Below are 26,353 nucleotides of genomic sequence, written 5' to 3'. Positions count from 1 at the left end.
AGGAAGAACCAACATGAGCATCGACTGGGCAGCCATCGGCTCCGTCTTCGGCGTCAGCCTCGTGGTCACGGTGGGCCTGGTGGCCCTCTTCACCCTGGGCATCAAGGGCCTCTCCGCCCGCGAACGCGCCACCGCCCAGGGCAACTCCGCGGCCCTGGCCGTGACGGCCGCCTACCTCTGCTTCGCCGGCTGCGCGGCCGCCGTGGCATGGGGCATCCACCTGATCGTGGCGAAGGCCTGACACACGCGCCCGACCAGCACCGAGAAGGCTCCTCTCCGTCCGTGCGGAGAGGAGCCTTCGACATGTCCCACAGGTCCCGAAAAGCAACCGGTGTGGGCCTTCCCACACACTCCCCTCCCAGGTCAACGGCAAGTTGACGGGCCTTCCAGGGCGTGGTGGACTTCCGGAGCCATGTACGGCGGCAAGGGAGGAAGCCGGTGTGAATCCGGCGCGGTCCCGCCACTGTCACCGGGGTAACAGCCCCCGGAAGCCAGGAACTCCCACCGCCGGTCTCGTCGAACCAGGGCGCGGACACCCTGAGTGAGGACATAAAGCCATGCGCGGCTGCCGATCGAGGTTCAGTACCCGGCTCGTCCCCGTACCCGACCCCGCGGCCGGCTGAGCCGATGGGTACCGATCGCGTCTTCGCGTACGGTGCCGCCGCCGGCCTACTCGGTGATCTGCTGCTCGGCGATCCGCGCCGGGGGCATCCGGTCGCCGTGTTCGGGCGGGCGGCCGGGGCCGTGGAGCGGATGCTGTGGCGGGACCACCGCGGGTGGGGCGCACTGCACACCGCCGTCTGCGCCGGCGGCACCGTGGCGCTGGGTGCGCTGGCCCAGCGGGCCGTACGGCCGTCCACCGCCGCGTCCGTCGCGCTCACCGCCACCGCCACCTGGGCCGTCGTCGGGGGGACTTCGCTCGCCCGCGAGGCCCGCGTCATCGGGCGGGCCCTGGCGGCGGGGGACGTCGAGGCGGCCCGTGCCCGGCTGCCGCATCTGTGCGGACGGGATCCGCAGGCCCTGGACGCCGACGGGATCGCCCGTGCGGTCGTGGAGTCCGTCGCCGAGAACACGAGCGACGCCGTCGTCGGGGCGCTGGTGTGGGGGGCCGTGGGGGGCGTGCCCGGTCTGGTGGGGTTCCGGGCCGTCAACACCCTGGACGCCATGGTGGGTCACAGGTCGGCCCGGTACCGGCGGTACGGGTGGGCCTCCGCGCGGCTGGACGACGTGGCCGGGTGGCCGGGGGCGCGGCTCACCGCCGTACTGGCCGCGGTGGCCGGACCCGACACCGCGGGAGCGGTACGGGCCTGGCGGGCCGACGCGGCGAAGCACCCGAGCCCCAACGCCGGGCCCGTGGAGGCTTCGTTCGCGGGGGCGTTGGGGGTGCGGCTCGGGGGGACGCTGTCGTATGGCGGGCGAGTCGAGCACCGGCCGGTGCTGAACGGGGAGGGGCGGGCTGTGCAGGTCGCGGACATCGACCGGACCGTGCGGTTGTCACGGCGGGTGGGGTGGCTGGCGTTGGGGGTGGGCGCGGCCGGGGCGCTGCTGCGCGGATCGCTGCGGGGAAGGGCGTCATGAACAACGGAGGCCTCCTCGTCGCCGGTACCACCTCCGATGCCGGCAAGAGTGTCGTCACCGCCGGTATCTGCCGGTGGCTGGTGCGGCAGGGTGTGAAGGTCGCGCCGTTCAAGGCGCAGAACATGTCGCTCAACTCCTTCGTCACGCGCGAAGGTGCCGAGATCGGACGGGCCCAGGCCATGCAGGCGCAGGCCTGCCGGGTGGAGCCGACCGCGCTGATGAACCCGGTGCTGCTCAAGCCCGGTGGCGAGCAGAGCAGTCAGGTCGTGCTGCTCGGCAAACCGGTCGGCGAGCTGAGCGCGCGCGGCTACCACGGCGGACGGCAGCAGAAGCTGCTCGGGACCGTGCTCGACTGTCTCGCCGAGTTGCGGGGCACGTATGACGCGGTGATCTGTGAGGGGGCCGGCAGTCCGGCGGAGATCAACCTGCGGCGGACCGACATCGTGAACATGGGGATCGCCCGGAATGCCGGGCTGCCCGTGCTCGTCGTCGGTGACATCGACCGCGGCGGCGTCTTCGCCTCCTTCTTCGGGACCGTCGCCCTGCTCTCGCCGGAGGACCAGGCCCTCGTCGCCGGGTTCCTCGTCAACAAGTTCCGGGGCGACGTCTCCCTGCTGGAGCCCGGCCTCGACATGCTGCACGGGCTCACCGGGCGGCACACCTACGGCGTCCTCCCCTTCCGGCACGGCCTCGGGATCGACGAGGAGGACGGACTCCGGGTCTCCCTGCGCGGGACCGTCCGCGAGTCGAACACCGCCCCGCCCGTCGGCGAGGACGTGCTGCGGGTCGCCGTCTGCGCCGTCCCGCTGATGTCCAACTTCACGGACGTGGACGCGCTGGCCGCCGAACCCGGCGTCGTGGTGCGGTTCGTGGACCGGCCGGAGGAGTTGGCCGACGCCGATCTCGTCGTGATCCCGGGGACCCGGGGGACGGTCCGGGCCCTGGAGTGGCTCCGGGAACGCGGTCTCGCGGACGCGCTGCGGCGCAGGGTCGCCGAGCGACGGCCCGTCCTCGGCATCTGCGGCGGCTTCCAGATCCTCGGCGAACACATCGAGGACGAGGTCGAGAGCCGCAGGGGCTCCGTCGACGGGCTCGGTGTGCTGCCCGTACGCGTCCGGTTCGCCCGGGAGAAGACCCTCGCCCGGCCCGTCGGCGAAGCCCTCGGCGAGCACGTCGAGGGGTACGAGATCCATCACGGGGTCGCCGAGGTGACCGGCGGGGAGGCCTTCCTGGACGGGTGCCGGGTCGGGCAGACCTGGGGCACGCACTGGCACGGCTCCCTGGAGTCGGACGGTTTCCGCCGGGCCTTCCTGCGCGAGGTGGCGGCCGCCGCGGGCCGCCGGTTCGTGCCGGCCCCCGACACCTCGTTCGCCGCGCTGCGCGAGGAGCAGCTCGACCGGCTCGGCGACCTGATCGAACAGCACGCGGACACGGACGCGCTCCGGCGGCTCATCGAGTCGGGCGCGCCGCAAGGACTGCCTTTCATTCCACCGGGAGCGCCCGCATGAGCACTGTGTTGTTGTTGTCGACCGCCGACACCGATCTGCTGGCGGCCCGGGCCGCCTCCGGTGCCGACTACCGGATCGGCAATCCGACGCGCGTCGACGTCACGGCGGAGCTGCCCGCGCTCGTCGCGGGCGCGGACATCGCCGTCGTACGGCTGCTCGGCGGCAAGCGGGCCTGGGAGGACGGGCTCGCCACGCTGCGGGCCGCCGGGATCCCGACCGTGCTGCTCGGCGGCGAGACGGTGCCGGACGCCGAGCTGATGGCCGAGTCGTCGGTGCCGGCGGGGGTGGTCGCCGAGGCCCTCAGGTACCTCGTCGAGGGCGGCCCCGCCAACCTCACCGAGCTGGCCCGGTTCCTGTCCGACACCGTGCTGCTGACCGGCGAGGGGTTCGACGAGCCGCGGAAGATGCCCGAGTTCGGCGTCCACGGCACCCGTGGCCGGGAGAGCGGCCGGCCGACCGTCGGGGTGCTCTTCTACCGGGCCCACGAACTGAGCGGCAACACCGCCTTCGTGGACACCCTGTGCGACGCGATCGAGGCGCACGGCGCCAACGCCCTTCCGGTGTACTGCGGTTCGCTGCGCGGGGCGGACGCCGGGCTGTACGAGATCCTCGCCGGGGCCGACGCGCTGGTCGCGACCGTCCTGGCGGCCGGCGGCACGCACGCCTCGCAGGCCTCGGCCGGCGGCGACGAGGAGGCCTGGGACATCGGGGCGCTCGCCGACCTCGACGTGCCGGTGCTGCAGGGCCTCTGCCTGACCTCCTCGCGGCAGGCCTGGGACGACTCCGACGCCGCCCTCTCCCCCATGGACGCGGCGATGCAGGTCGCGATCCCCGAGTTCGACGGACGGCTGATCACGGTCCCGTTCTCCTTCAAGGAGCAGGGCCCCGACGACGTCCCGGTGTACGTCGCCGACCCGGAGCGGGCCGGACGCGTCGCCGGAATCGCCGTGCGGCACGCCCGGTTGCGGCACAGGCCGAACGCCGAGAAGAAGGTCGCGCTGGTCTTCACCGCGTACCCGACCAAGCACTCCCGGGTCGGCAACGCGGTGGGGCTCGACACGCCCGCCTCGGCGGTACGGGTGCTGGACGCGCTGCGGGATGCCGGGTACGTCGTCGAGGGGTACCCGGACAACGGCGACGAGTTGATCCACCGGCTCATCAACGCCGGTGGCCACGACGTCGAGTGGCTCACCGAGGAGCAGCTGGCCGCCGCGCCCGCGCGGGTGCCGCTCGCGGACTACCGGGCGTGGTTCGAGAAGCTCGACCCGGAGCTCCGGGACGCGATGACCGAGGCGTGGGGCGAACCACCGGGCTCGCTGTACGTCGACGGCGACGACGTCGTGCTGGCCTCCCTGCAGTTCGGGAACGTGGTCGTCATGATCCAGCCGCCGCGCGGCTTCGGCGAGAACCCGATCGCGATCTACCACGACCCCGACATGGCGCCCTCGCACCACTACATGGCGGCGTACCGGTGGCTGGACAACTCGTTCGGCGCCGACGCGATCGTCCACATGGGCAAGCACGGCACGATGGAGTGGCTGCCGGGCAAGGGCCTCGGGCTGAGCGCCGGCTGCGCGCCGGACGCGGTCCTCGGCGAGCTGCCGCTGATCTACCCGTTCATCGTCAACGACCCCGGCGAGGGCACCCAGGCCAAGCGGCGCGGGCACGCCACCGTCGTGGACCACCTGGTGCCGCCGATGGCCCGTGCCGACACCTACGGCGACCTGGCCAAGCTGGAGCAGCTGCTCGACGAGTACGCGCTCGTCTCCGACCTGGACCCGGCGAAGGCACCGGCCGTGCGGGCGCAGATCTGGACGCTGGTGAAGGCGGCCGAACTCCACCACGACCTGCACGTGGACGAGCAGCCGGACGACGGCGACTTCGACGAGTTCGTCATGCACATCGACGGCTATCTGTGCGAGATCAAGGACGTGCAGATCCGCGACGGCCTGCACATCCTCGGCGGCGGCCCGGTCGGCGAGGCACGCGTGAACCTGGTGCTGGCGGTGCTGCGCGCCTCCCAGGTCTGGGGCGGGCAGGCCAACGCGCTGCCCGGTCTCAGGGCCTGCTTCGCCGCCCATTTCGGGCTGGTGGAGAAGGAGTTGCTGGCCGAGCCCGGTGCGCCGGTGAAGGCGCCGGTGGAGCTGACGGATCTCGTCGAGGGCCCTTCGCGCACCGCCGCCGACGCGATCGACCTGCTGGAGCAGCTGTGCCGCCGGGTCGCGGAGGGCATGGAGCGACGGGACTGGGCCGCCGCCGAGAGCCGCGGGCTCGTACGGGAGGTGCTCGGCACCGAACTCCCGGACGGTGTCGCGGTGCTGGAGTTCGCGTGCACCGAGGTCGTACCGCGCCTCGCCCGGACCACGGACGAGATCGGGCACATCCTGAAGGCCCTGGACGGCGGTTACGTCCCGGCCGGTCCGTCCGGCTCCCCCACCCGCGGTCTGGTCAACGTCCTGCCCACCGGCCGGAACTTCTACTCGGTGGACCCCAAGGCCATCCCGTCCCGGCTGAGTTGGGAGGTGGGCCAGTCGCTCGCGGACTCCCTGGTGCAGCGGTACCTCCAGGACACCGGCGGGTACCCGGAGTCCGTCGGCCTGACGGTGTGGGGCACCTCCGCGATGCGCACCCAGGGCGACGACATCGCCGAGATCCTGGCGCTGCTGGGCTGCCGTCCGGTGTGGGACGAGGCCTCGCGGCGGGTGACCGGCTTCGAGGTGGTCCCGCTCGACGAGCTGGGCCGGCCGCGCATCGACGTCACGGTCCGGATCTCCGGGTTCTTCCGGGACGCGTTCCCGCACGTGGTCGGGCTGATCGACGACGCGGTGCGCGCGGTCGCCGAGCTGGCCGAGCCGGCGGAGTCCAACTACGTGAAGGCCCACGCCGACGAGGACACCGCCGAGCACGGCGACCGGCGGCGCGCGACCGCCCGGGTCTTCGGCTCCAAGCCGGGGGCCTACGGCGCCGGCCTGCTGCCGCTGATCGACGCCCGGAACTGGCGCTCGGACGCCGACCTCGCCGAGGTGTACGCGGTGTGGGGCGGTTACGCCTACGGCCGCGGGCTCGACGGGCGGGCGGCGCGCGGGGACATGGAGACCGCGTTCAGGCGGATCGCCGTCGCCGCGAAGAACGTCGACACCCGGGAACACGACCTGGTGGACGCCGACGACTACTTCCAGTACCACGGCGGCATGGTCGCCATGGTGCGCCACCTGACCGGTGCCAACCCCGAGGCGTACGTGGGTGATTCGGCCACGCCGGACCAGGTGAGGACCCGCACGCTCGGCGAGGAGACGCACCGCGTCTTCCGGGCGCGGGTGGTCAACCCCCGCTGGATGGCGGCCATGCGCCGGCACGGCTACAAGGGCGCCTTCGAGATGGCGGCGACCGTCGACTACCTCTTCGGCTACGACGCCACGGCGGGCGTGGTCGACGACTGGATGTACGAGAAGCTCAGCGCGGAGTACGTCTTCGACGCCGAGAACCGGGACTTCATGAAGAAGTCCAACCCGTGGGCGCTGCGCGGCATCACCGAACGGCTCCTGGAGGCCGCCGACCGGGGCCTGTGGGCCGAGCCGGACGCGGACACCCTGGAGCGGCTGCGGGCCACCTATCTGGAGCTGGAAGGCGACTTGGAGGGCGACGACCAGTGAGCACCCCCTTCCCCTTTACGGCCGTCGTCGGCCAGGACGACCTGCGGCTCGCGCTGCTGCTGAACGCCGTCTCCCCGGCGGTCGGCGGCGTGCTGGTGCGCGGTGAGAAGGGCACCGCCAAGTCCACGGCGGTACGCGCCCTCTCGGCGCTGCTGCCGGCCGTGGACGTGGTCGCCGGCTGCCGGTTCTCCTGCGACCCCGCCGCCCCGGACCCGGCCTGCCCGGACGGTCCGCACGAGCCCGGCGCCTTCGAGTCCCGCCCGGCGCGCATGGTCGAGCTGCCGGTGGGCGCGTCGGAGGACCGGCTGGTGGGCGCGCTGGACATCGAGCGGGCCCTGGCGGAGGGCGTGAAGGCCTTCGAGCCGGGCCTGCTGGCCGACGCGCACCGGGGCATCCTCTACGTCGACGAGGTCAACCTCCTCCACGACCACCTGGTCGACCTGCTGCTGGACGCGGCGGCGATGGGCGCGTCGTACGTGGAGCGCGAGGGGGTGTCGGTCCGGCACGCGGCGCGCTTCCTGCTGGTCGGCACCATGAACCCCGAAGAGGGCGAGCTGCGCCCGCAGTTGCTCGACCGGTTCGGTCTGACGGTGGAGGTGGCCGCCTCGCGCGAGCCCGACCAGCGGGTCGAGGTGGTGCGGCGGCGGCTCGCCTACGACGACGATCCGGTCGGTTTCGGCGCGCGTTGGGCCGGTGAGGAGGCGGATGTCCGGCAACGGATCGTGGCGGCCCGCGCGTTGCTGCCGTCGGTGCGGCTGGGCGACGGGGCGCTGCGGCAGATAGCGGCGACCTGCGCGGCCTTCGAGGTCGACGGGATGCGCGCCGACATCGTGATGGCGCGGACGGCGACCGCGCTGGCCGCGTGGGCCGGGCGGACCGTGGTGCTGGCCGAGGACGTACGGCAGGCCGCGCTGCTCGCGCTGCCGCACCGCAGGCGCCGTAACCCCTTCGACGCGCCGGGCCTCGACGAGGACAGGCTGGACCGGACGCTGGAGGAGTTCGCCGGGGAGGACGAGGGCGACGACGACCCGGATCCCGGCGGCCCCGGCGGCGGTGGCGGGCAGCCGGCACCCGAGGACGGCGGCCCGCGGGGCGGGGACAGCGGCGCGCGGCCCGAGGAGGACGAGGGCGGTGAGCCGCAGGCCTCCGGCGCGGGCGAGCAGTCCCCCGTGCAGGCGGCCGAGCCCTTTCGCACCAAGGTGCTGAGCGTGCCGGGGATCGGTGAGGGGGCCGCCGGACGGCGGTCCCGGGCCCGGACCGAGCACGGGCGGACCACGGGTGCGCGCCGGCCGCGCGGTGCCCTGACCAAGCTGCATCTGGCGGCGACCGTGCAGGCCGCCGCCCCGCACCAGCGGGCCCGCGGCCGGTCCGGTCCCGGGCTGGTGATCCGGCGGGACGACCTGCGGCAGGCGGCCCGGGAGGGCCGCGAGGGCAACCTCGTGCTGTTCGTGGTCGACGCGTCCGGGTCGATGGCGGCCCGGCAGCGGATGGGCGCGGTGAAGGGGGCCGTGCTGTCGCTGCTGCTCGACGCCTACCAGCGGCGGGACAAGGTGGGGCTGGTGACGTTCCGGGGCTCGGCCGCCGATGTCGCGTTGCCGCCGACCTCCTCCGTGGACGCGGCGGCGGCCCGGCTGGAGTCGCTGCCGACCGGCGGCCGTACACCGCTCGCGGCCGGACTGCTCAAGGCGCATGACGTGCTGCGGGTGGAGCGGCTGCGGGATCCGGCACGGCGGGCGCTGGTCGTGGTCGTGACCGACGGGCGGGCCACCGGCGGTCCCGAGCCGGTCGCCCTCGCGGACCGGGCGGCCCGGCTGTTCGCGGCCGACGGGGTCGCCTCGGTCGTCGTGGACTGCGAGTCGGGGCCGGTGCGGCTGGGGCTCGCCGGTCGGTTGGCGGGTGAACTGGGTGGTGCCGCGGTGACGCTCGACGAACTGCGGGCGGACTCGATCGCCGGGCTGGTCAAGGATGTTCAGGGTCGTTCGAGGAGGGCCGCGTAATGCCGCAGGGGCAGCCGAGTGTCGTACCGGACGACGGACTGACGACCCGTCAGCGTCGTAACCGGCCGCTGGTCGTGGTGCACACGGGCGTCGGCAAGGGCAAGTCCACCGCCGCGTTCGGGCTCGCGCTGCGGGCCTGGAACCAGGGGTGGCCGATCGGGGTGTTCCAGTTCGTCAAGTCGGCGAAGTGGAAGGTCGGCGAGGAGAACGCGCTGCGGGTGCTGGGCGCCTCCGGCGAGGGCGGCACCGTCGACTGGCACAAGATGGGCGAGGGCTGGTCCTGGGTGCAGCGGGACGCGCAGATGGACAACGAGGAGAAGGCCCGGGAGGGCTGGGAGCAGGTCAAGCGGGACCTCGCCGCCGAGACGTACCGGCTGTACGTGCTGGACGAGTTCGCGTACCCGATGCACTGGGGGTGGGTGGACACCGACGAGGTGGTCGAGGTGCTGCGGAACCGGCCGGGGACCCAGCATGTCGTGATCACCGGGCGGAACGCGCCGGAGCAGCTGGTCGGTCTCGCCGATCTCGTCACCGACATGTCCAAGGTCAAGCACCCGATGGACGCGGGGCAGAAGGGACAGAGGGGCATCGAGTGGTGATGTCCTGCGTCCCACGGCTGGTCGTCGCCGCGCCCTCCTCGGGCAGCGGCAAGACCACCGTCGCCACCGGGCTGATGGCCGCGTTCGCCGCGCGGGGGCTCGCCGTGTCCCCGCACAAGGTCGGGCCGGACTACATCGACCCCGGGTACCACGCGCTCGCGACCGGGCGGGTGGGGCGGAACCTCGACGCGTACCTGTGCGGGCCGGAGCTGGTCGGTCCGCTGTTCGCGCACGGGGCGCAGGGCTGTGACCTGGCCGTCGTCGAGGGCGTGATGGGGCTGTACGACGGGGCCGCGGGGGAAGGGGAACTGGCGTCCACGGCTCAGGTGGCGAAGCTGCTGCGGGCGCCGGTGGTGCTGGTGGTGGACGCGTCGTCGCAGTCGCGGTCGGTGGCGGCGCTGGTGCACGGGTTCGTGTCGTGGGATCCGGAGGTGCGGGTCGGGGGTGTGATCCTGAACAAGGTGGGGTCGGACCGGCACGAGGAGCTGCTGCGGGAGGCGCTGGACTCGGCGGGGGTGCCGGTGTTCGGGGTGCTGCGGCGGGTGGCGCAGGTGGACACTCCGTCCCGGCATCTGGGGCTGGTGCCGGTCGCCGAGCGGCGGGCCGCGGCCGTGGACGCGGTCGCGGCGATGGCCGCGCAGGTCTCCGACGGGTGTGACCTGGAGGCGCTGATGGGGTTGGCGAGGGGGGCCGGGGCGGTGCCGGGGGGTGCGGCGTGGGATGCGGCCGCGGCCTTGGTGTCCTCGCCCCCGCCTTCGCGGGCTGCCGCCCCCGCACCCCCGCACCGGCCCGAAGGGCCTTGTCCTCAAACGCCGGACGGGCCGGATGGGGTACCGGGCCGGCCGGAGGGGGGTGCGTCGGAGAGGGTGGCTGGTCGGGGTCCGCGGCCGGTTGTTGCTCTGGCCGGTGGGGCCGCGTTCAGTTTTTCCTATGCGGAGCAGGCCGAGTTGCTGGCCGCCGCCGGGGCCGAGGTGGTCGTGTTCGATCCGTTGCGGGACGAGCAACTGCCGCAGGGGACAGCCGGGTTGGTCATCGGGGGCGGGTTTCCGGAGGTGTACGCCGTCGAGTTGGCCGCCAACGAGCCGCTGCGCAAGGCCGTCGGTGAGCTCGCCGTCGGCGGATCCCCCGTCGCCGCCGAGTGCGCCGGGCTGCTCTATCTCTGCCGTGAGCTGGACGGGCTGCCCATGTGCGGCGTGCTGGACGCCACCGCGCGGATGTCGGAGCGGCTCACTCTCGGCTACCGGGATGCCGTCGCCGTGAGCGACAGTGTGCTGGCCGTCGCCGGTACCCGCATGCGGGGGCACGAGTTCCACCGGACCGTGGTGGAGCCGGGCGCGGGGGCGGCTCCCGCGTGGGGTGTGCGTACGCCCCGGCCGCGTGTCGAAGGATTTGTACAGCGGGGTGTGCACGCCAGTTATCTGCACACGCACTGGGCGTCCGAGCCCGGTGTGGCCCGGAGGTTCGTGGAGAGGTGCCGGACGTCATGAGCAGCAGCAGGTTGATCGGAGTCGGTGTCGGGCCCGGCGATCCCGAGCTGGTGACCGTCAAGGGGGTCAACGCCCTGCGCGCGGCCGATGTCGTCGTGGTCCCCGTCATGGACAGCGGTGAGCGCGGGCGGGCCGAGGCCACCGTGCTGCACTACGTCGGCGCGGAGAAGGTCGTACGGGTCGTCTTCGCGCTGAACGAGCGCAGTGACCGGGGGCGGCGGGAGGCCGCCTGGGACGCGGCCGGCGCCAGGGTGGCCGAGTTGCTGCGCGGGCACGGGACGGTCGCCTTCGCCACCATCGGGGATCCGAATGTCTATTCGACGTTCACGTATCTCGCGCAGACCATCGCCGAGCTGGTGCCGGAGGCGGCCGTGGAGACGGTGCCCGGGATCACCGCCATGCAGGACCTCGCCGCCCGCTCCGGGGCGGTGCTCACCGAGGGGACCGAACCGCTGACGCTGGTGCCGGTGACCGCGGGGGCGGAGGCGCTCAAGGACGCGCTGAGCGGGCCGGGGACGGTCGTGGCGTACAAGTTCGGGCGGCAGGCCGAGGCGGTCGTGGCGGCGCTGCGGGAGACCGGGCGGATCGAGGACGCCGTGTGGGGGTCGGCGCTGGGACTGGACGAGGAGTCGATCCGGCCCGCCGCCGAACTGGACGGCACCCCGCTGCCGTACCTCTCCACGCTCATCGCACCCCCGCGCCGGGACGGCGGCAGAGGCGGGAAGCTGTGAGCGGTCGGGCGTCAGCCGGAAATGCCCACCACCAGCCAGATGAACGCCGCGCCCGCCACGGTGCACAGCAGCGTCGAGCGGGCCGGGTGCTCGTGGTGGGCCTCGGGCAGGATCTCCGCGGCGGCCAGATAGAGCAGCACGCCGCCGAAGAGGCCGAGATAGCCGCCGAGCAGGGCCTCCGGGATGGTGACGAAGACCGTGGAGAGCGCGCCGAGGACCGGTGCGCAGGCGTCGGCGATCAGCATCGCTATCGCCCGGCGGCGCGCGTTGCCGTACAGGCTCGTGATCGTGAACGTGTTGAAGCCGTCCGCGAAGTCGTGCGCGATGACCGCGAGCGCGACCGCCGTGCCCATGCCGCCGCCCACCTGGAAGGCCGCGCCGATCGCCACGCCGTCCATCGCGCTGTGGCCGACCATCGCCCCGGCCGCCGTCAGGCCCACCTCGGGCGCCCGGTGACCGTGCTCGTCACCGCCGTGCGCGGCCTGGCGCAGGGCCAGGGTGCGTTCCACCAGATGGGCCAGCAGGAAACCGGCCACGAACAGCAGCAGGGCGGCCGGTACGCCGTAGATCTCGCGGCCGGCCGCGCGCAGCGCCTCCGGCAGCAGGTCGAGGCCGACCACCCCGAGCATCAGACCGCCGGCCAGACCCAGGACCAGGTGGCGACGGTCGGTCACACGCTGTGCCGTCCAGCCGCCGGCCAGCGTCATCAGGAACGCGCCGAGCGCGACGAAGACCGCCATGTGCCCTTGCTATCCGATCGACCCGCCTCAGCGCACATCCAGCAGCACCCGTAACACCCTTTGTCCAGAGAGGACCGATTTTCCATGGCCGATGCCGCTGCCGCCGCCCCTGTCCCCGGCGACGCTCCCACCGGCAAGGTGACCTTCGTCGGCGCCGGCCCCGGCGCCGCCGATCTGCTGACGTTCCGGGCCGCGCGCGCGATCGCCGAGGCCGACGTCGTGATCTGGGCCGCGAGCCTGGTCCAGGCGGAGGTCCTCCAGCACGCGCGCGAGGACGCGGAGGTTCTCGACTCCGCGACGATGTCCCTCGAGGACGTCGTGGCCGTGTACGAGCGGGCCCGTGCCGAGGGGCTGCGGGTGGCCCGGATCCACTCCGGGGACCCGGCCCTGTGGGGCGGTACCCAGGAGCAGGTCGACCGGTGTGCCGGGCTCGGCATCGAGGTCGAGATCGTGCCGGGCGTCTCCGCCTTCTCGGCCGTGGCCGCGCTGGCCCGGCGCGAGCTGACCATTCCCGAGGTGGCGCAGTCCGTCGTGCTCACCCGGCTCGGCGGCGGCAAGACGCCGATGCCGCCGGGCGAGGAGGTACGGGAGTTCGCCCGGCACGGGACCACCATGGCGATCTTCCTCTCCGCCGCGCGCAGCGGGCAGCTGGTGCGGGAGCTGCTGGAGGGCGGCTACCCGACCACCACCCCGGTCGTCGTCGCCTATCAGGCGACCTGGCCGGAGGAGCTGATCGTGAAGTGCACGATCGAGACGCTGGAGGAGACGGTCAAGGAGCACAGGCTCTGGAAGCACACCCTCTTCCTGGTCGGCCCGGCCCTGGACGCCCGGGGCACCCGCTCCCACCTCTACCATCCCGGCCACTTCCACGGCTTCCGCAAGGCCGACCCCGAGGCCCGGCGGGCGCTGCGCGAGCGGGGGGCCAGTACATGATCACGGTCGTCGGTACGGGGACGGGAGCGGCCCCGGCGCCGGAGACGCTGGCCGGGGCCGAGCTGGTCGTCGGCGGGCGGCGGCACCTGGACGCCGTACGGCTGCCGGAGGGGGCCGAGCGGATCGTCCTCGGGCCGCTGGCGCCCGCCCTGGACACCATCGAGGAGTACGTCGGCAAGGACCGGCCCGTGACCGTGCTGGCCTCCGGGGACCCCGGGTTCTTCGGCATCGTGCGGGTGCTGGCCGAGCGGTTCGGGGCCGCGGCGCTGGACGTACGCCCCGGGGTGTCCTCCGTCGCCGCCGCCTTCGCGCGGGTCGGGCTGCCCTGGGACGACGCCGTGGTGGTGAGCGCGCACGGCCGGGAGCCGCGTACGGCGGTCAACGTGTGCCGGGCGCATCCCAAGGTCGCGGTGCTGACCGGGCCGGGAGCGGGCCCGGCCGAACTCGGCGCGGCCCTGCGGCACGCCCCGCGGGTCCTCGTCGTCGCCTCGGCCCTGGGCTCCGTACGGGAGCGCGTCGAACGGGTCACGCCCGACGAGGCGGCCGGCCGGGACTGGGGGACGGACGTCAGCGTGGTGCTCTGCCTCGACGAGTCACGGGCGCTCGGTGCCGTGCGGACGGTGGCGGGCGGCCGGGCGGAACCCGGCGGCTGGGCCCTCGGCGAGGACGCGTTCGCGCACCGCGACTCGATGATCACCAAGTTCGAGGTACGGGCGCTGGCCCTGGCCCGGCTCGGGCCCCGGCTGGGCGACCTGGTCTGGGACGTCGGCGCGGGGTCCGGATCGGTGGCCGTGGAGTGCGCCCGCCTCGGTGCCGCCGCCGTCGCCGTGGAGAAGACGGCGGACGGGGTCGGGCGGATCGCCGCCAACGCCCTGGCGCACGGCGTGTACGTGGACGTGGTGCACGGCACGGCGCCGGAGGCGCTGGCCCAGCTGCCCGATCCCGACGCCGTGTTCGTCGGCGGCGGGGGCCGTGAACTGCCGGCCGTCGTCGACGCCTGCGCGCGGCGCGCCCGGCGGACCGTGGTGGTCGCGATGGCCGCCCTGGACCGGGTACCGGCGGCGCGGGCGGCGCTCACCGGTGCCGGGTTCTCCTGCGACGGGGTGCTGCTGCAGTCCTCCCGTCTCGCGCCGCTGCCGGGCGAGGTGACCCGGCTGGCGGCGACCAATCCCGTGTTCCTGCTGTGGGGGTCCAGGATCCCCGTCTCCGAAGATGGACCCGAAGAAGGAGTTGCTCAGTGATCGGCCTGATTTCCGCCACCGCGGCGGGGGCGGCGGCACGCGACCGGCTGGCCGCGGCGTGGCCGGACCGCACGCGGGTGTACGACGGTCCCGTCAAGGACGCCGTCCGGTCCGCGTTCGCGGAGTGCGAGCAGCTGGTGTGTTTCCTGGCCACCGGTGCGGTGGTACGGCTGATCGCCCCGCTGCTGGGCGGGAAGGCGACCGACCCGGGGGTGGTGTGCGTCGACGAGGGCGGCCGGTTCGCGGTGTCGCTGGTCGGGGGGCACGGCGGCGGTGCGAACGAACTCGCCGCGGAGGTGGCCGAGTCGCTGGCCGCGCAGCCGGTGGTGACCACCGCGACCGACGCCGTCGGACTGCCCGGACTCGACACCCTCGGCTTCCCGGTCGAGGGCTCGGTGGCCACCGTGTCACGGGCCCTGCTGGACGGCGAACCGGTGGCGCTGCACGCCGAGTTGGCATGGCCGCTGCCGCCGCTGCCGCTGGCGGAGGAGGGCGTCTGCTCCGTCCGGCTGACCGACCGTGCGGCCGAACCCGCCCCGAACGAGGTGCTGTTGCGGCCGCCGTCCCTGGTCGTCGGGGTCGGCGCCGCCAAGGACGCCCCCGTCGACGAGGTGCTCGGCCTCGTCGAAGCGGCCCTGCGGGACGCGGGGCTGTCGCCGCGCAGCATCGCCGAACTCGCCACCGTGGACGCCAAGGCCGCGGAGCCCGGGATCGTCGCGGCGGCCGCGCGGCTCGGGGTCCCGCTGGTGACCTACTCCGCCGGGGAGCTGGCCGGGATCCAGGTCCCCAACCCCTCGGACGCTCCCCTCGCCGCCGTCGGCACCCCCTCCGTCGCCGAGGCGGCGGCTCTCGCGCGGGGCGGTGAACTCCTCGTGCCCAAGCGGAAGTCGGTCCGCGAGGACGGCCGGCCCGCCATGGCGACCTGTGCCGTCGTACGGCGTCCGGCGCGCGGGCGGCTCGCGGTCGTCGGACTCGGCCCGGGTGCCCGGGACCTGCTCACCCCGCGGGCCAGGGCCGAACTCCGCCGTGCCGCCGTGCTCGTCGGGCTCGACCAGTACGTCGACCAGATCCGGGACCTGCTCCGGCCCGGCACCCGGATCCTGGAGTCGGGGCTCGGCGCCGAGGAGGAGCGGGCGCGTACCGCGGTCGCCGAGGCGCGTGCCGGGCACGCCGTCGCGCTGATCGGCAGCGGGGACGCCGGCGTGTACGCGATGGCCTCCCCCGCGCTCGCCGAGGCCTCCGACGACATCGACGTGATCGGCGTCCCGGGCGTCACCGCGGCGCTCGCGGCCGCGGCGATCCTGGGCGCGCCGCTCGGCCACGACCATGTCTCCATCAGCCTGTCCGACCTGCACACGCCGTGGGAGGTCATCGAGCGCCGGGTGCGCGCGGCGGCCTCGGCGGACATCGTCGTGACGTTCTACAACCCGCGCTCCCGGGGCCGCGACTGGCAGCTGCCCAAGGCGCTCGCGATCCTGGCGGAGCACCGCGAGCCGACCACGCCCGTCGGTGTCGTACGCAACGCCTCGCGCCCCGACGAGTCGAGCCGGCTGACCACCCTGGGTGCGCTGGACCCGGCGTGGGTCGACATGATGACCGTCGTGACCGTGGGCAACACGGCGACCCGCGACATCGCCGGGCGCATGGTCACCCCGCGCGGCTACCGCTGGCAGGAGAGCGCTCAGGAGGAGGTCAGGTGAACCGGGTCGTCCATCCCATCGAGCAGGAGTCCTACCGGCGGCTGCGCGCCCGCCTGGACACCACGCACTTCCCGCCGCTGACCCGGGCGGTGGTGGAGCGGGTCGTCCACTCCGCCGCCGACCTGGAGTACGCGGCCGACCTGGTGACCGACGAGGGGCAGCTGGCGAAGGCGCATGCGGCGCTGCACGCCGGTGCGCCGGTCGTCGTGGACGTCGAGATGGTCGGCGCCGGGATCACCCGCCGGGAGACGGTGTGCCGGCTGCGGGACGCCGTGGCCGGGCCGGGCCTGACCCGTTCGGCACACGCGATCCGGCTCGCCTACGAACAGGTCGGGCCCGGCGCCCTGTGGGTGATCGGCAACGCGCCGACCGCCCTGGAGGAACTGCTGACGCTGGACGCCGCCCCCGTGCTCGTGATCGGCCTGCCCGTCGGTTTCGTCGGCGCCGTCGAGTCCAAGGCCGCGTTGCGGGAGAGCGGCCTGCCCGCCGTCAGCAACGTGTCCGAGAAGGGCGGTTCGGCGGTCGCCGCCGCCGCGCTGAACGCCCTGCTGTACCACCCCACTTCCGAGGAGACGCTGTGACCACCCCGCCCGCCCTGCTCATCGCCGGCCACGGCACCCGGGACGACGCCGGGGCCGAGGCGTTCCGCGACTTCGTACGGGAGCTGGGGCGCCGCCACCCCGAACTGCCCGTCGCGGGCGGCTTCATCGAGCTGTCCCCGCCGCCGCTCGGCGATGCCGTCGCGGAGTTGGTCGACAAGGGCGTGCGGCGGTTCGCCGCGGTACCTCTGATGCTGGTCTCCGCCGGGCACGCCAAGGGCGACATCCCGGCCGCGCTGGCCCGGGAGAAGGAGCGGCACCCGGGGATCTCGTACACCTACGGCCGTCCGCTCGGGCCGCACCCCGCCCTGCTGGCGGTCCTCGAACGCCGTCTCGACGAGGCGATGGGCGGTTCCTCGCGGGCCGCGCTGGACCGCGCGGACGTGACCGTGCTGCTGGTGGGCCGCGGTTCGACGGACCCCGACGCCAACGCCGAGGTGTACAAGGCGGCCCGGCTGCTGTGGGAGGGGCGCGGATACGCCGGCGTGGAGACAGCGTTCGTGTCGCTGGCGGCGCCGGACGTGCCGAGCGGGCTCGACCGGTGTCTGAAACTGGGGGCGCGCCGGATCGTGGTCCTGCCGTACTTTCTCTTCACCGGGATCCTGCCGGACCGGGTGCGGCAGCAGACCGAGGGCTGGGCGGCCGCGCACCCGGAGGTCGAGGTGCGTTCGGCGGACGTCGTCGGGCCCGAGCCGGAACTGCTCGACCTGGTGATGGAGCGGTACCGGGAGGCGGTCGAGGGTGATCTGCGGATGAACTGCGACTCGTGCGTGTACCGGATCGCGCTGCCCGGCTTCGAGGACAAGGTCGGGCTGCCGCAGCAGCCGCACTTCCACCCGGACGACGACGGACACCACCACCACGGACACGGACACCATCACCATGGCGGACACGCGCATGCGCACTGAGGACGGTTCCGGCGACCCCGGAGACGACAGAGGCTCCGCGGGTGCCGGAGGCGGGCACGACCTGCGGCACCACGGGGACGCCGAGGTCCGGGACGGCGGTGCGGCGCTCGTCGACCTCGCGGTCAACGTGCGCACCGGCACTCCCCCGCCCTGGCTGCGGGAGCGGATCACCGAGTCGCTGGGCGGGCTCGCGGCCTACCCGGACGGACGGGCGGCACGGGCGGCCGTCGCGGCGCGGCACGGGCTGCCGGTGGAACGGGTGCTGCTGACGGCGGGTGCCGCGGAGGCGTTCGTGCTGTTGGCGCGGGCGCTGAAGGTACGTCAACCGGTGGTGGTGCACCCGCAGTTCACCGAGCCGGAGGCGGCGCTGCGGGATGCCGGGCACACCGTGGACCGGGTGCTGCTGCGGGCGGCGGACGGGTTCCGGCTCGATCCGGCGGCCGTCCCGGAGGACGCCGACCTGGTGGTGATCGGCAATCCGACGAACCCGACGTCGGTGCTGCATCCCGCGGACGCGATCGCCCGGCTGGCCCGTCCCGGGCGGACGCTGGTGGTCGACGAGGCGTTCATGGACGCGGTGCCCGGTGAGCGGGAGGCGCTGGCCGCGCGGACCGATGTACCGGGTCTGGTGGTGCTGCGGAGTCTGACGAAGACGTGGGGGCTGGCCGGGCTGCGGATCGGGTACGTGCTGGCGGCGCCGGAGGTCATCGCCGAGCTGGCGCGGGCGCAGCCGTTGTGGCCGGTGTCGACGCTGGCGCTGGCGGCGGCCGAGGCGTGTGTGGCGCCGCGCGCGCTGGCGGAGGCGGCGCACGCGGCGCACCGGGTCGCCGCCGACCGGGCCCATCTGGTGGCGGGGCTGGAGGAGTTCGCGCCGGAGGGGGTACGGGTGGCGGGGCCGGCGGAGGGGCCGTTCGTGCTCGTCCGGATGGCGCAGGCGGCGGCGGTGCGCCGACAGCTGCGGGTGCTGGGGTACGCCGTGCGGCGGGGGGACACGTTCCCCGGGCTGGACGAGGACTGGGTGCGGATCGCGGTACGGGACCGGGTGACGGTGAACCGGTTCCTGCAGGCGCTGGATCAGGCGTTGATGTTGATACGGGCGTGAAGAGCGGGGGGGGAACTGCGGACCGTTCGCGCGTACGGGTGCGTCGTGGCCGGCCCGCCTCCCGCGGGGCGGTAGCCGCACATCGACTACCGCCCCGCGCCCCTGAAGGGGCGCCTTCAGCGCGTGCTCTCAAGAACTCCTGCGACGCACCAGAAGGAACACCCCTCCTCCGGCGACCACGAGCGCGAGCGCACCCGCCACCATGTACGGCATCACCGAACTCCCGCCCGTCTCCGCCAGCTTCGTCTCCTTCGCCGGGGCGCCCTGGACCTTCACGTCGGTCACCGGATCGGCGGAACCGGCCGGGTCCGTGGGGTCGGCCGGGTCCGTGGGGTCGGCCGGTGCGGCTGCGGGGTCCGGCGGCGTCTCGCACGTCACCTTCGCCAGGGTCAGCGTTCCCTCCACCCCGGCCACGTTGAGCTTCAGCGGGTTGACGGAGACCTTGAGTTCGAGGGCGCTGGCCGCCGCCGAGGTCGACGTCGTCTCGCGCCTGGACAGATCGAGGCGGACCTCGCCGACGCCGGGGACCCTGACATCGGTGGGCCCGCCCGCGCTCAGCGTCACGCGTTTGCCGAGCACGGTGACGGCGCCGGCCACGTCGGCGTCCGCCTCCGGACGCCTGCCGGTCTCGCAGGTGGCCCTGGACCTGACCGTGTCGAGTTCGACGAGGGACAGCAGGGGCAGGCCCGGCACGTGCAGCCGGGTGTGGGCGAGGTGGACGGAGGCCTCGGCGCGGTCGGCGGAGACCGTCGCCTTGGCCGCCGCGACGTCCGCGCCGAGGACGTGGAACGGCCTGCCGCCGTCCACTCCGCCGAGCGTGGCGGTCAGCGCGGTCCGGTCGGAGCTCTGCGGTGCCGTGACCTCGTTCAGGGAGACCGCGAGCGGGACGTTCACGGTCTTGTCGAGGAGGGAGACGCGCAGGCCGGTGCGGAGGACGACGGCGCTCGCGCGACCGTGGCCGGTGGTCGCGTGTGCGGTGCCCGCGCCGGCCAGGACCGCGGGACCTGCGGCCAGGGCGGTGGCCGTCGCGAAGGTCGCGAGACGGCGTGCGGGCATGCGGAAGGTGTCGCTGTTCAAGGTGGTGGGACCCCCCAGAAAAACTTGCTCGGGACCCGCCAAGAATTACGCACTGTGGGTGAACGGACGGCAATCCCACGTTACTTCACTCAATAGTGGACTTTTCCGCGCACGTATTCGAGTCTGTCGGCACAGACGTTCCTTTACTCGACGACCTGCCCGTTCAGCACCACCCGACGGGGGGACGCGAGGACGCGTACGTCGGCGCGCGGGTCGCTCTCGTACACCACCAGGTCCGCGGGTGCGCCCTCCTCCAGGCCGGGCCTGCCGAGCCAGGCGCGGGCCGCCCAGCTGGTCGCCGCGAGCGCGTCGAGGGGCGGGATCCCGGCGGTGACCAGTTCGGCGACCTCGTCGGCGACCAGGCCGTGGGCGAGGGAGCCGCCGGCGTCGGTGCCGACGTAGACCGGGATGCCTGCGTCGTAGGCGCTGCGCACGGTGTCGTAGCGGCGCTCGTGGAGCCGGCGCATATGAGCGGACCACTGCGGGAACCTGCTCTCGCCGCCCGCCGCGAGCTGCGGGAAGGTGGCGATGTTGACGAGGGTCGGGACGATCGCGACGCCGCGCGAGGCGAAGAGCGGGATCAGGTCCTCCGTCAGCCCCGTCGCGTGCTCGATGCAGTCGATGCCGGCCTCGACCAGGTCCTGGAGCGAGTTCTCGGCGAAGCAGTGGGCGGTGACCCGGGCGCCGAGCCGGTGGGCCTCGGTGATCGCCGCCTCGACGGCGTCCCGTGGCCAGCTCGGCGCCAGGTCGCCCAGATCCCGGTCGATCCAGTCGCCGACCAGTTTGACCCAGCCGTCGCCGCGCCGGGCCTCCTGGGCGACGTACGCGACGAGGTCCGCCGGCTCGATCTCGTGGGCGAAGTTCCTTATGTAGCGGCGGGTCCGCGCGATGTGCCGGCCGGCCCGGACGATCTTCGGGAGGTCGTCGCGGTCGTCGACCCAGCGGGTGTCGGAGGGGGAACCGGCGTCCCGGATGAGCAGGGTGCCGGCCTCGCGGTCGGTGAGGGCCTGCTTCTCGGCGGTCGCCGCGTCGACCGGGCCGTGCGGGCCGAGGCCGACGTGGCAGTGGGCGTCGACCAGGCCGGGGAGCGTCCAGCCGTCGACGGTCCGGATGTCACGGGCGCCGGCGGGACGGTCGTAGGAGACGCGACCGCCCACCACCCACAGTTCGTCGCGGACGTCCTCGGGTCCCACGAGAACCCGGCCCGTCACATGCAGCACCGCTTGATCGCTCATGGGCCTCAGCCTAGGACTACCGGGAGTCCCTCATCGATACGGCTCAGCAGCCGGCCGCCGTGTACCCGCGGGGCGTCGAAGGAGCACCAGTCGTCCTCGCCGTCGGCGCGCAGCACCTCGGGGACGAGGACCGAGGCCGGGTCGACGTCCTGGGCGAGGTCGAGGTAGCGGGGCGCGACGACGGCGCCGTGCAGGGTGCCGCCGACCAGGTCGGGGCTGAACTCGCCGGACAGGACGGTCACCTTCGCGCGCAGGTCTCCGTGGATCATCACGAGCTTGTCGGTCATGTTGCCTATGAAGGCGTCCACGGTGACGCTGCCCAGCACCAGCAGCTTGGCGTCGCCTTCGAGATAGACGTTCGCCGCCCGCAGACCGCCGAGGACGACCACCGCCGGGCAGCCGTCGTCGACGTTGACGATGCTGCCCTCGACGGTCAGGTCACCGTCGACGACGAGGCCGGCGCCGGAGGGTGCCGTGTCCTCCAGGTCCAGATCGAGATCGCCCGCGATCGTGACCGGCCCGGGGTGCACGTCGTAGGACTCCTCGTAGAGGTTCTCGTACGACGACTCGGGCAGCCCGCGCCGCTCGAACAGGGCGACGGTCTCTTCCCAACCCCGCTCCAGGTGCTCTGTGTTCATGACGGAACCCTCGCACACGGCACTGACAGCGGGGCCGCGCCGGCCGGCTAGTCCGGCGTCTCCTCCTCCACCTGGGCCATGGCCGGGTCCAGGAGCCGGGAGAGGAAGTGGCGGGTGCGCTCGTGGGCGGGGTCGCCGATCACCCGGTCCGGGGTGCCGTCCTCGACGATCACCCCGCCGTCCATGAAGACCACCCGGTCGGCGACCTCGCGGGCGAAGGTCATCTCGTGGGTGACCACCATCATGGTCATGCCCTCCTGCGCCAGCATCCGCATCACCGCCAGGACGTCCCCGACCAGTTCCGGGTCGAGGGCCGAGGTCGGTTCGTCGAAGAGCATCACCTCGGGGCCCATGGACAGCGAGCGGGCGATCGCCACCCGCTGCTGCTGGCCGCCGGAGAGGGCGGCGGGGTAGGCGTCCGCCTTCTCCGAGAGGCCCACGCGGGCGAGGTTCTCGGCGGCCACGCGGGCGGCCCGCGCCCTGTCCCGGCGGAGCACCCGGCGCTGCGGCAGGGTGAGGTTCTCGGTGACGGTGAGGTGCGGGAACAGGTTGAACTGCTGGAAGACCATGCCGATCCGGCGGCGCACGGCGTCGATGTCGACGTCCGGGTCCGTCAGCTCGGTGCCGCCGACGAACACCTGCCCCCGGGTGGGTTCTTCGAGGAGGTTGACGCACCTCAGCAGCGTCGACTTGCCGGAGCCGGACGGGCCGATGACGCAAGTGACCTCGCCCTGGCCGATCTCCAGGTCGATACCGCGCAGCACCTCGTTGTCGCCGAAGGACTTGTGCAGGCCCTTCACCTGGATCTCGGGTCGGCTCATTTCACGGCCTCCTGGGCCTTCGCCTCCATGCGGCGCACGACGAAACCGAGCGGGATCGTGACCAGCAGGTAGCACAGGCCGGCGACGAGGATGGGCGTGGAGTTGGCGGTCGTACTGGCCAAATCGCGGCCGTACTTGGACAGTTCGCGCTCCTCCAGGGTGACACCGAGGAACAGGACGAGGGAGGAGTCCTTGAAGAGGAGCACCAACTCGTTGGTCAGCGGCGGGAGGATGATGCGGAACGCCTGCGGGATGACGATCGAGATCATCGCGCGGGCGGGTGAGAAGCCCAGCGAACGGGCCGCCTCCAGCTGGCCCTTGGGGACCGCCTGGATGCCCGCACGGATGGTCTCGGCCATGTAGGCGGCGGCGACCAGGCCGAGCGCGAGGGCCACCTTGCCGTAGGTGCCGCCGACGATCTCCGTGCCGGGGAAGGCGAGCGGGACGGCGACGCCGATGAAGATGAAGATCAGCAGGGCGGGCAGGCCGCGGAAGATCTCGATGTAGACGCCGGCCAGCCAGCGGTAGGGGCCCACCGAGGACAGCCGCATCAGCGCGATCACCATGCCGAGGGCCAGTCCGACGACGAAGCCGGACAGCGTGTAGAGCACGGTGTTCTTCAGGGCCAGCGTGATGACGTCCGGGAACATCTGCCTGGCGATGTCCCACTGGGCGAACTGGTTCCGCAGCCGCCCCCAGTCGGCGCCGACGGCGAAGGCGATCACCGCGGCGACGAAGACGACGTACTGCACACCGCGTGACAGCCTGCGCTTCTGACGCCGGGTCAGGCCCTTCTTGCGAGGCTGGAGTTCGGTCTCCGCCGCGGTCATGACGCGGAGGGAGAGGCCGCGGACTGCTCGTAGGGGCCGATCCACTTCTCGTACAGCTTCTCGTACGTGCCGTCGGCCTTGGCGTCGGCGATGGCCTTGTTGATCGCGGCGAGCAGCTTGGTGTTGCCCTTCTTCACCGTGAAGCCGTACTGCTCACCGGTGTTGATGTTGCCCGCGATCTGGAAGGCGTTCGCGTTGGCCTTGTCCTTCAGCCAGCCCTGGACCACCGGGTAGTCGATGATGACGGCCTTGACCTGACCGGTGCGCAGACCGTTGAGGACGGCGTCGGAGGACTCGAAGGAGACCGGGTCGAAGCCCTGCTTCCTGGCGTAGTCCTCGCCGGTGGTCTGCGCCTGGGCGCCCAGCCGGACCTTCTTGGCCTTGGCGTCGGCGAGCGAGGTGATGCCGCTGTCCTTGCCGACGAGGAGCGCCTGGGTGGCGTCGAAGTAGGGGGCGGAGAAGTCGACGTTCTTCTTGCGCTCGGCGGTGATGGTCATGCCGGCCGCGGCCAGGTCGCACTCGCCGGAGTTGAGGAAGGCGCCGGTCTTGAAGTTCTCGAAGGGCGTGTCGAGGATCTGCTGCTTCACGCCGAGGTCCTTGGCGACCAGGTCGATCATCGACACGTCGAAGCCCTGCACCCTGCCGTCGATCTCCGACTGGAACGGCGGGTACGGCAGGTGGGTGCAGGTGGTGAGCTGACCGGCCTTGACGAGTACGACACCGCCGGCGGCCGTTCTGGAGGCGCTGGAGCCGTTGCCGCTCGACGTGCAGCCGGCCACGAGGGCCAGCCCGGCCGCGACGGTGACGGCGGCCAGGGCACGAGCCCGGCGGCGCCCGAGGAGCGTGGTCACGAGACCTCCCGTGAGTCTGTGATGGAGCTGTGGATTCCGTTTCTGCGGGTTCCGATTATAAGGAGATGTTTGGGTTCCTCAAATCAAACCGATGGTCGGGCGGCCGTCCGGCCTAAGAAGTCGCCGGTCAGAGGCGTCGGGGGTGTGCCGGTTACGCTCGTCCTGATCCACCCCTCCGTGAGCGAAGAGAGCACCGCCGTGACCCACCCCTTCCTCGACCTGCCCCCGCTGAGCGCCGCGCACTTCGCCGCGATCGAGGACCGGGTGGCCCGCCTGCTGGATACCCGCCAGGACGTCGTGATCATGCAGGGCGAGGCGCTGCTGCCGCTGGAGGGCGCGATCAGGGCCACGGCGGGGCCGGAAACGGTCGCACTGAACGTGATCACCGGCCCGTACGGGCAGACCTTCGGGAACTGGCTGCGGGACTGCGGCGCGACCGTGATCGACCTCGCCGTGCCGTTCCACACCGCCGTCACGGCCGAGCAGATCCGCGAGGCCTTCGCCGCCCACCCGGAGATCGACTTCGTCTCCCTGGTGCACGCGGAGGCGGCGACCGGCAACACCAACCCGGTCGCGGAGATCGGCGAGGCGGTACGGGCCCACGGCGCCCTCTTCTACCTGGACGCGGTGGCCTCGGTCGGGGCCGAGCCGGTGCTGCCGGACGCGTGGGGGGTGGACCTGTGCGTGATCGGGGCGCAGAAGGCGATGGGCGGTCCGGCGGGCGTCTCCGCGGTGTCGGTGAGCGCGCGGGCATGGGCCCGGATGGCCGCGAACCCGCGCGCCCCGCGCCACTCCTACCTCTCCCTGCCGGACTGGAAGGAACGCTGGATCGACGGCGGCCGCAAGGCACTGCTGCACGCTCCGGCCCAGCTGGAGATGCTGGCACTGGAGGCGTGCGTGGCGCGGATCGAGGCGGACGGCCTGGAGGCGGTGATGGCCCGGCATCGCACGGCCGCGCTGGCCACCCGGGCCGGCGCGGTGGCCCTGGGCGGCGGCCTGGAGCCGTACGTGTACGCGGAGTCCGACGCGGCGCCGGTCGCCACGACGCTGCGGGTGCCGTCGGGCGTGGTGGCCTCGGAGCTGGTCGCCGAGGCGCTGGCCGGCGACGGCACGCTGCCGCTGGCCGCGGGCGGGGGCGCGCTGGCCGGGGAGATGATCCGGGTCAACCACTACGGGGCAAACGCGACGGCCGACGCCGTCCGGTCGAGCCTGGCGGCGCTCGGCACGGGGCTGGCGAAGAAGGGCCTGCCGGTGGACCCGGAGGGGGCCCGGCGGACGGTGGAGTCCTTCTGGCGGTAGCCGACCGGCACCGCGACCGCGCCGGCATCCTGCGGGCGCGTATCGACGGCGTTATCGGAACCCGAATTCACGGTAATTTCCGATTCCCCTTCCGTAGATGGCTTTCCCGAGTTCTCCTGCCCGCTTTTTGCAGTGCTAAACGGGTGGAATTTCGTCCGGGTTTCAACCCTGTGACGCACCCCACATAACAGGGTTAATTGTCCGCTTTATGGCAGAACAAATAGGTACATAAGTGCATGGCGAGCTCGGTCGACAACGACCCTCGCCGTGCATTTTTGCATTTGCCTCGCTAAATTCGGTCCGCATGACTGCCCCACAAGCAGACCTGATCGTCGACCGCCCGCTGGTGACCGATGGTGCCGCTCTCTGGCGAATCGCCAAGAATTCCGGAAGCCTCGATCTGAACTCCTCGTACAGCTATCTGCTGTGGTGCCGGGATTTCGCCGGCACCTCGGCGGTGGCGCGCGGCGCGGCCGGCGAGCCCGTCGGGTTCGTGACCGGATACATCCGGCCGGACCGGCCGGACACGCTGCTCGTCTGGCAGGTGGCCGTGGACGCCGCCGAGCGCGGACGCGGCATCGCGGCGCGACTGCTGGACGGCCTCACCGCCCGGGTGGCCGCCGAACAGCCGGTCACCGCCGTCGAGACCACCATCACGCCCGGCAACACGGCCTCCGAGCGCCTGTTCGCCTCGTACGCCGACCGGCACGGCGCCGCCGTCGAACGCTCGGTGCTGTTCGAGGCCGGTGAGTTCCCCGACGGTCCGCACCACCCCGAAGTCCTGTACCGCATCGGCCCCTTGACCCCCACATCGCACTGAGGAGCC

23 protein-coding genes and 1 riboswitch are annotated in these 26,353 nt (G+C 73.1%); of the genes, 16 read left to right on the top strand and 7 right to left on the bottom strand.

What is annotated here, in order from left to right; all coding sequences use genetic code 11:
- The first annotated feature begins 13 nt into the window (after positions 1 to 13).
- From IEZ11_RS03380 to cobI, 8 genes are all read left to right on the top strand, one after another.
- Positions 14 to 241 (top strand): hypothetical protein, encoded by a 228-nt coding sequence (locus IEZ11_RS03380; protein ID WP_189261004.1) that lies wholly within the window; start codon positions 14 to 16, stop codon positions 239 to 241.
- Between the two features lie 140 nt (positions 242 to 381).
- Positions 382 to 520: riboswitch (cobalamin riboswitch) on the top strand.
- A 107-nt stretch (positions 521 to 627) separates the two neighbouring features.
- Complete coding sequence (locus IEZ11_RS03375; protein ID WP_189261003.1) at positions 628 to 1,578, top strand: cobalamin biosynthesis protein; 951 nt, start codon at positions 628 to 630, stop codon at positions 1,576 to 1,578.
- Entirely contained in the window at positions 1,575 to 3,086 is a 1,512-nt protein-coding gene (locus IEZ11_RS03370; RefSeq protein WP_189261002.1) for a cobyric acid synthase, read from the top strand. The genes IEZ11_RS03375 and IEZ11_RS03370 overlap by 4 nt, the downstream gene beginning before the upstream one ends.
- On the top strand, positions 3,083 to 6,739 hold the full coding sequence (gene cobN / locus IEZ11_RS03365) for a cobaltochelatase subunit CobN (protein ID WP_189261001.1): 3,657 nt from the start codon (positions 3,083 to 3,085) through the stop codon (positions 6,737 to 6,739). The genes IEZ11_RS03370 and cobN overlap by 4 nt, the downstream gene beginning before the upstream one ends.
- Entirely contained in the window at positions 6,736 to 8,736 is a 2,001-nt protein-coding gene (locus IEZ11_RS03360) for a putative cobaltochelatase (RefSeq protein ID WP_189261000.1), read from the top strand. Before cobN ends, IEZ11_RS03360 begins: the two co-directional genes overlap by 4 nt.
- Complete coding sequence (cobO, locus tag IEZ11_RS03355; protein ID WP_189260999.1) at positions 8,736 to 9,335, top strand: cob(I)yrinic acid a,c-diamide adenosyltransferase; 600 nt, start codon at positions 8,736 to 8,738, stop codon at positions 9,333 to 9,335. Before IEZ11_RS03360 ends, cobO begins: the two co-directional genes overlap by 1 nt.
- On the top strand, positions 9,335 to 10,822 hold the full coding sequence (locus IEZ11_RS03350) for a cobyrinic acid a,c-diamide synthase CobB (protein WP_189260998.1): 1,488 nt from the start codon (positions 9,335 to 9,337) through the stop codon (positions 10,820 to 10,822). The genes cobO and IEZ11_RS03350 overlap by 1 nt, the downstream gene beginning before the upstream one ends.
- Positions 10,807 to 11,553: a precorrin-2 C(20)-methyltransferase gene (cobI, locus tag IEZ11_RS03345; RefSeq protein WP_189260997.1), complete on the top strand. Its 747-nt coding sequence runs from the start codon at positions 10,807 to 10,809 to the stop codon at positions 11,551 to 11,553. Before IEZ11_RS03350 ends, cobI begins: the two co-directional genes overlap by 16 nt.
- A gap of 11 nt (positions 11,554 to 11,564) precedes the next feature.
- On the opposite strand, the gene IEZ11_RS03340 is transcribed toward cobI, so the two are convergent.
- Positions 11,565 to 12,293 (bottom strand): ZIP family metal transporter, encoded by a 729-nt coding sequence (locus tag IEZ11_RS03340; RefSeq protein WP_189260996.1) that lies wholly within the window; start codon positions 12,291 to 12,293, stop codon positions 11,565 to 11,567.
- Positions 12,294 to 12,377: 84 nt separating this feature from the next.
- On the opposite strand from IEZ11_RS03340, the gene cobM reads away from it, so the two are divergent.
- Genes cobM through cobC form a run of 6 tightly spaced genes read left to right on the top strand, consistent with a single transcriptional unit; the run spans position 12,378 to position 18,776 of the window.
- Entirely contained in the window at positions 12,378 to 13,226 is an 849-nt protein-coding gene (gene cobM / locus IEZ11_RS03335) for a precorrin-4 C(11)-methyltransferase (protein ID WP_189260995.1), read from the top strand.
- Positions 13,223 to 14,467 carry a precorrin-6y C5,15-methyltransferase (decarboxylating) subunit CbiE gene (gene cbiE, locus IEZ11_RS03330; RefSeq protein WP_189260994.1) on the top strand — a complete coding sequence of 415 codons (1,245 nt, stop codon included), beginning with the start codon at positions 13,223 to 13,225 and terminating at the stop codon, positions 14,465 to 14,467. Before cobM ends, cbiE begins: the two co-directional genes overlap by 4 nt.
- The gene (cobJ, locus tag IEZ11_RS03325) at positions 14,464 to 16,167 is read left to right on the top strand and encodes a precorrin-3B C(17)-methyltransferase (protein WP_189260993.1); all 1,704 of its coding nucleotides are present in this window, start codon (positions 14,464 to 14,466) and stop codon (positions 16,165 to 16,167) included. The genes cbiE and cobJ overlap by 4 nt, the downstream gene beginning before the upstream one ends.
- Positions 16,164 to 16,748: a precorrin-8X methylmutase gene (locus tag IEZ11_RS03320; RefSeq protein ID WP_189260992.1), complete on the top strand. Its 585-nt coding sequence runs from the start codon at positions 16,164 to 16,166 to the stop codon at positions 16,746 to 16,748. The genes cobJ and IEZ11_RS03320 overlap by 4 nt, the downstream gene beginning before the upstream one ends.
- Positions 16,745 to 17,674, top strand: a complete 930-nt coding sequence (locus IEZ11_RS03315) for a sirohydrochlorin chelatase (RefSeq protein ID WP_189260991.1) — start codon at positions 16,745 to 16,747, stop codon at positions 17,672 to 17,674. The genes IEZ11_RS03320 and IEZ11_RS03315 overlap by 4 nt, the downstream gene beginning before the upstream one ends.
- On the top strand, positions 17,664 to 18,776 hold the full coding sequence (gene cobC / locus IEZ11_RS03310; RefSeq protein WP_189260990.1) for an Rv2231c family histidinol phosphate aminotransferase CobC: 1,113 nt from the start codon (positions 17,664 to 17,666) through the stop codon (positions 18,774 to 18,776). Before IEZ11_RS03315 ends, cobC begins: the two co-directional genes overlap by 11 nt.
- Before the next feature lie 129 nt (positions 18,777 to 18,905).
- On the opposite strand, the gene IEZ11_RS03305 is transcribed toward cobC, so the two are convergent.
- The 6 genes from IEZ11_RS03305 to IEZ11_RS03280 all read right to left on the bottom strand — a co-directional run bounded on the left by IEZ11_RS03305 (position 18,906) and on the right by IEZ11_RS03280 (position 24,228).
- Entirely contained in the window at positions 18,906 to 19,853 is a 948-nt protein-coding gene (locus IEZ11_RS03305; RefSeq protein WP_189260989.1) for an SCO1860 family LAETG-anchored protein, read from the bottom strand.
- Between the two features lie 143 nt (positions 19,854 to 19,996).
- A complete protein-coding gene (locus tag IEZ11_RS03300; RefSeq protein WP_189260988.1) occupies positions 19,997 to 21,088 on the bottom strand; it encodes an amidohydrolase family protein in 1,092 nt (363 codons plus the stop codon).
- Between the two features lie 5 nt (positions 21,089 to 21,093).
- Positions 21,094 to 21,726, bottom strand: coding sequence for a hypothetical protein (locus IEZ11_RS03295; RefSeq protein WP_189260987.1), 633 nt, complete (start codon positions 21,724 to 21,726; stop codon positions 21,094 to 21,096).
- Positions 21,727 to 21,773: 47 nt separating this feature from the next.
- Positions 21,774 to 22,547, bottom strand: a complete 774-nt coding sequence (locus tag IEZ11_RS03290; RefSeq protein ID WP_189260986.1) for an amino acid ABC transporter ATP-binding protein — start codon at positions 22,545 to 22,547, stop codon at positions 21,774 to 21,776.
- Positions 22,544 to 23,377 carry an amino acid ABC transporter permease gene (locus tag IEZ11_RS03285; RefSeq protein ID WP_189260985.1) on the bottom strand — a complete coding sequence of 278 codons (834 nt, stop codon included), beginning with the start codon at positions 23,375 to 23,377 and terminating at the stop codon, positions 22,544 to 22,546. The genes IEZ11_RS03290 and IEZ11_RS03285 overlap by 4 nt, the downstream gene beginning before the upstream one ends.
- Positions 23,374 to 24,228 carry a transporter substrate-binding domain-containing protein gene (locus IEZ11_RS03280; protein WP_189260984.1) on the bottom strand — a complete coding sequence of 285 codons (855 nt, stop codon included), beginning with the start codon at positions 24,226 to 24,228 and terminating at the stop codon, positions 23,374 to 23,376. Before IEZ11_RS03280 ends, IEZ11_RS03285 begins: the two co-directional genes overlap by 4 nt.
- Positions 24,229 to 24,426: 198 nt before the next feature.
- Here IEZ11_RS03280 and IEZ11_RS03275 point away from each other — a divergent pair, with 198 nt between their 5' ends.
- Entirely contained in the window at positions 24,427 to 25,527 is a 1,101-nt protein-coding gene (locus IEZ11_RS03275; protein WP_189261116.1) for a pyridoxal-phosphate-dependent aminotransferase family protein, read from the top strand.
- Positions 25,528 to 25,831: 304 nt separating this feature from the next.
- Positions 25,832 to 26,347: a diaminobutyrate acetyltransferase gene (gene ectA / locus IEZ11_RS03270; RefSeq protein ID WP_189260983.1), complete on the top strand. Its 516-nt coding sequence runs from the start codon at positions 25,832 to 25,834 to the stop codon at positions 26,345 to 26,347.
- The last annotated feature ends 6 nt before the right edge of the window (positions 26,348 to 26,353 follow it).

This window comes from Streptomyces fuscichromogenes, assembly GCF_014645815.1.
Classification (GTDB): Bacteria; Actinomycetota; Actinomycetes; order Streptomycetales; family Streptomycetaceae; genus Streptomyces; species Streptomyces fuscichromogenes.
The sequence above is the reverse complement of the archived record's forward strand: the minus strand, read 5'-3'. Positions and strand labels throughout refer to the sequence as shown.

Excerpts from the sequence above, each read along its gene's own strand:
- IEZ11_RS03380 (WP_189261004.1), top strand. The coding sequence starts at position 14 with ATGAGCATCGACTGGGCAGCCATCGGCTCCGTCTTCGGCGTCAGCCTC.
- cobC (WP_189260990.1), top strand. The coding sequence starts at position 17,664 with ATGCGCACTGAGGACGGTTCCGGCGACCCCGGAGACGACAGAGGCTCC.
- cbiE (WP_189260994.1), top strand. The coding sequence starts at position 13,223 with ATGATCACGGTCGTCGGTACGGGGACGGGAGCGGCCCCGGCGCCGGAG.
- IEZ11_RS03370 (WP_189261002.1), top strand. The coding sequence starts at position 1,575 with ATGAACAACGGAGGCCTCCTCGTCGCCGGTACCACCTCCGATGCCGGC.
- cobM (WP_189260995.1), top strand. The coding sequence starts at position 12,378 with ATGGCCGATGCCGCTGCCGCCGCCCCTGTCCCCGGCGACGCTCCCACC.
- ectA (WP_189260983.1), top strand. The coding sequence starts at position 25,832 with ATGACTGCCCCACAAGCAGACCTGATCGTCGACCGCCCGCTGGTGACC.
- cobO (WP_189260999.1), top strand. The coding sequence starts at position 8,736 with ATGCCGCAGGGGCAGCCGAGTGTCGTACCGGACGACGGACTGACGACC.
- IEZ11_RS03300 (WP_189260988.1), bottom strand. The coding sequence starts at position 21,088 with ATGAGCGATCAAGCGGTGCTGCATGTGACGGGCCGGGTTCTCGTGGGA.
- IEZ11_RS03350 (WP_189260998.1), top strand. The coding sequence starts at position 9,335 with ATGTCCTGCGTCCCACGGCTGGTCGTCGCCGCGCCCTCCTCGGGCAGC.
- IEZ11_RS03295 (WP_189260987.1), bottom strand. The coding sequence starts at position 21,726 with ATGAACACAGAGCACCTGGAGCGGGGTTGGGAAGAGACCGTCGCCCTG.
- IEZ11_RS03340 (WP_189260996.1), bottom strand. The coding sequence starts at position 12,293 with ATGGCGGTCTTCGTCGCGCTCGGCGCGTTCCTGATGACGCTGGCCGGC.
- IEZ11_RS03285 (WP_189260985.1), bottom strand. The coding sequence starts at position 23,377 with ATGACCGCGGCGGAGACCGAACTCCAGCCTCGCAAGAAGGGCCTGACC.
- IEZ11_RS03375 (WP_189261003.1), top strand. The coding sequence starts at position 628 with ATGGGTACCGATCGCGTCTTCGCGTACGGTGCCGCCGCCGGCCTACTC.
- cobN (WP_189261001.1), top strand. The coding sequence starts at position 3,083 with ATGAGCACTGTGTTGTTGTTGTCGACCGCCGACACCGATCTGCTGGCG.
- IEZ11_RS03290 (WP_189260986.1), bottom strand. The coding sequence starts at position 22,547 with ATGAGCCGACCCGAGATCCAGGTGAAGGGCCTGCACAAGTCCTTCGGC.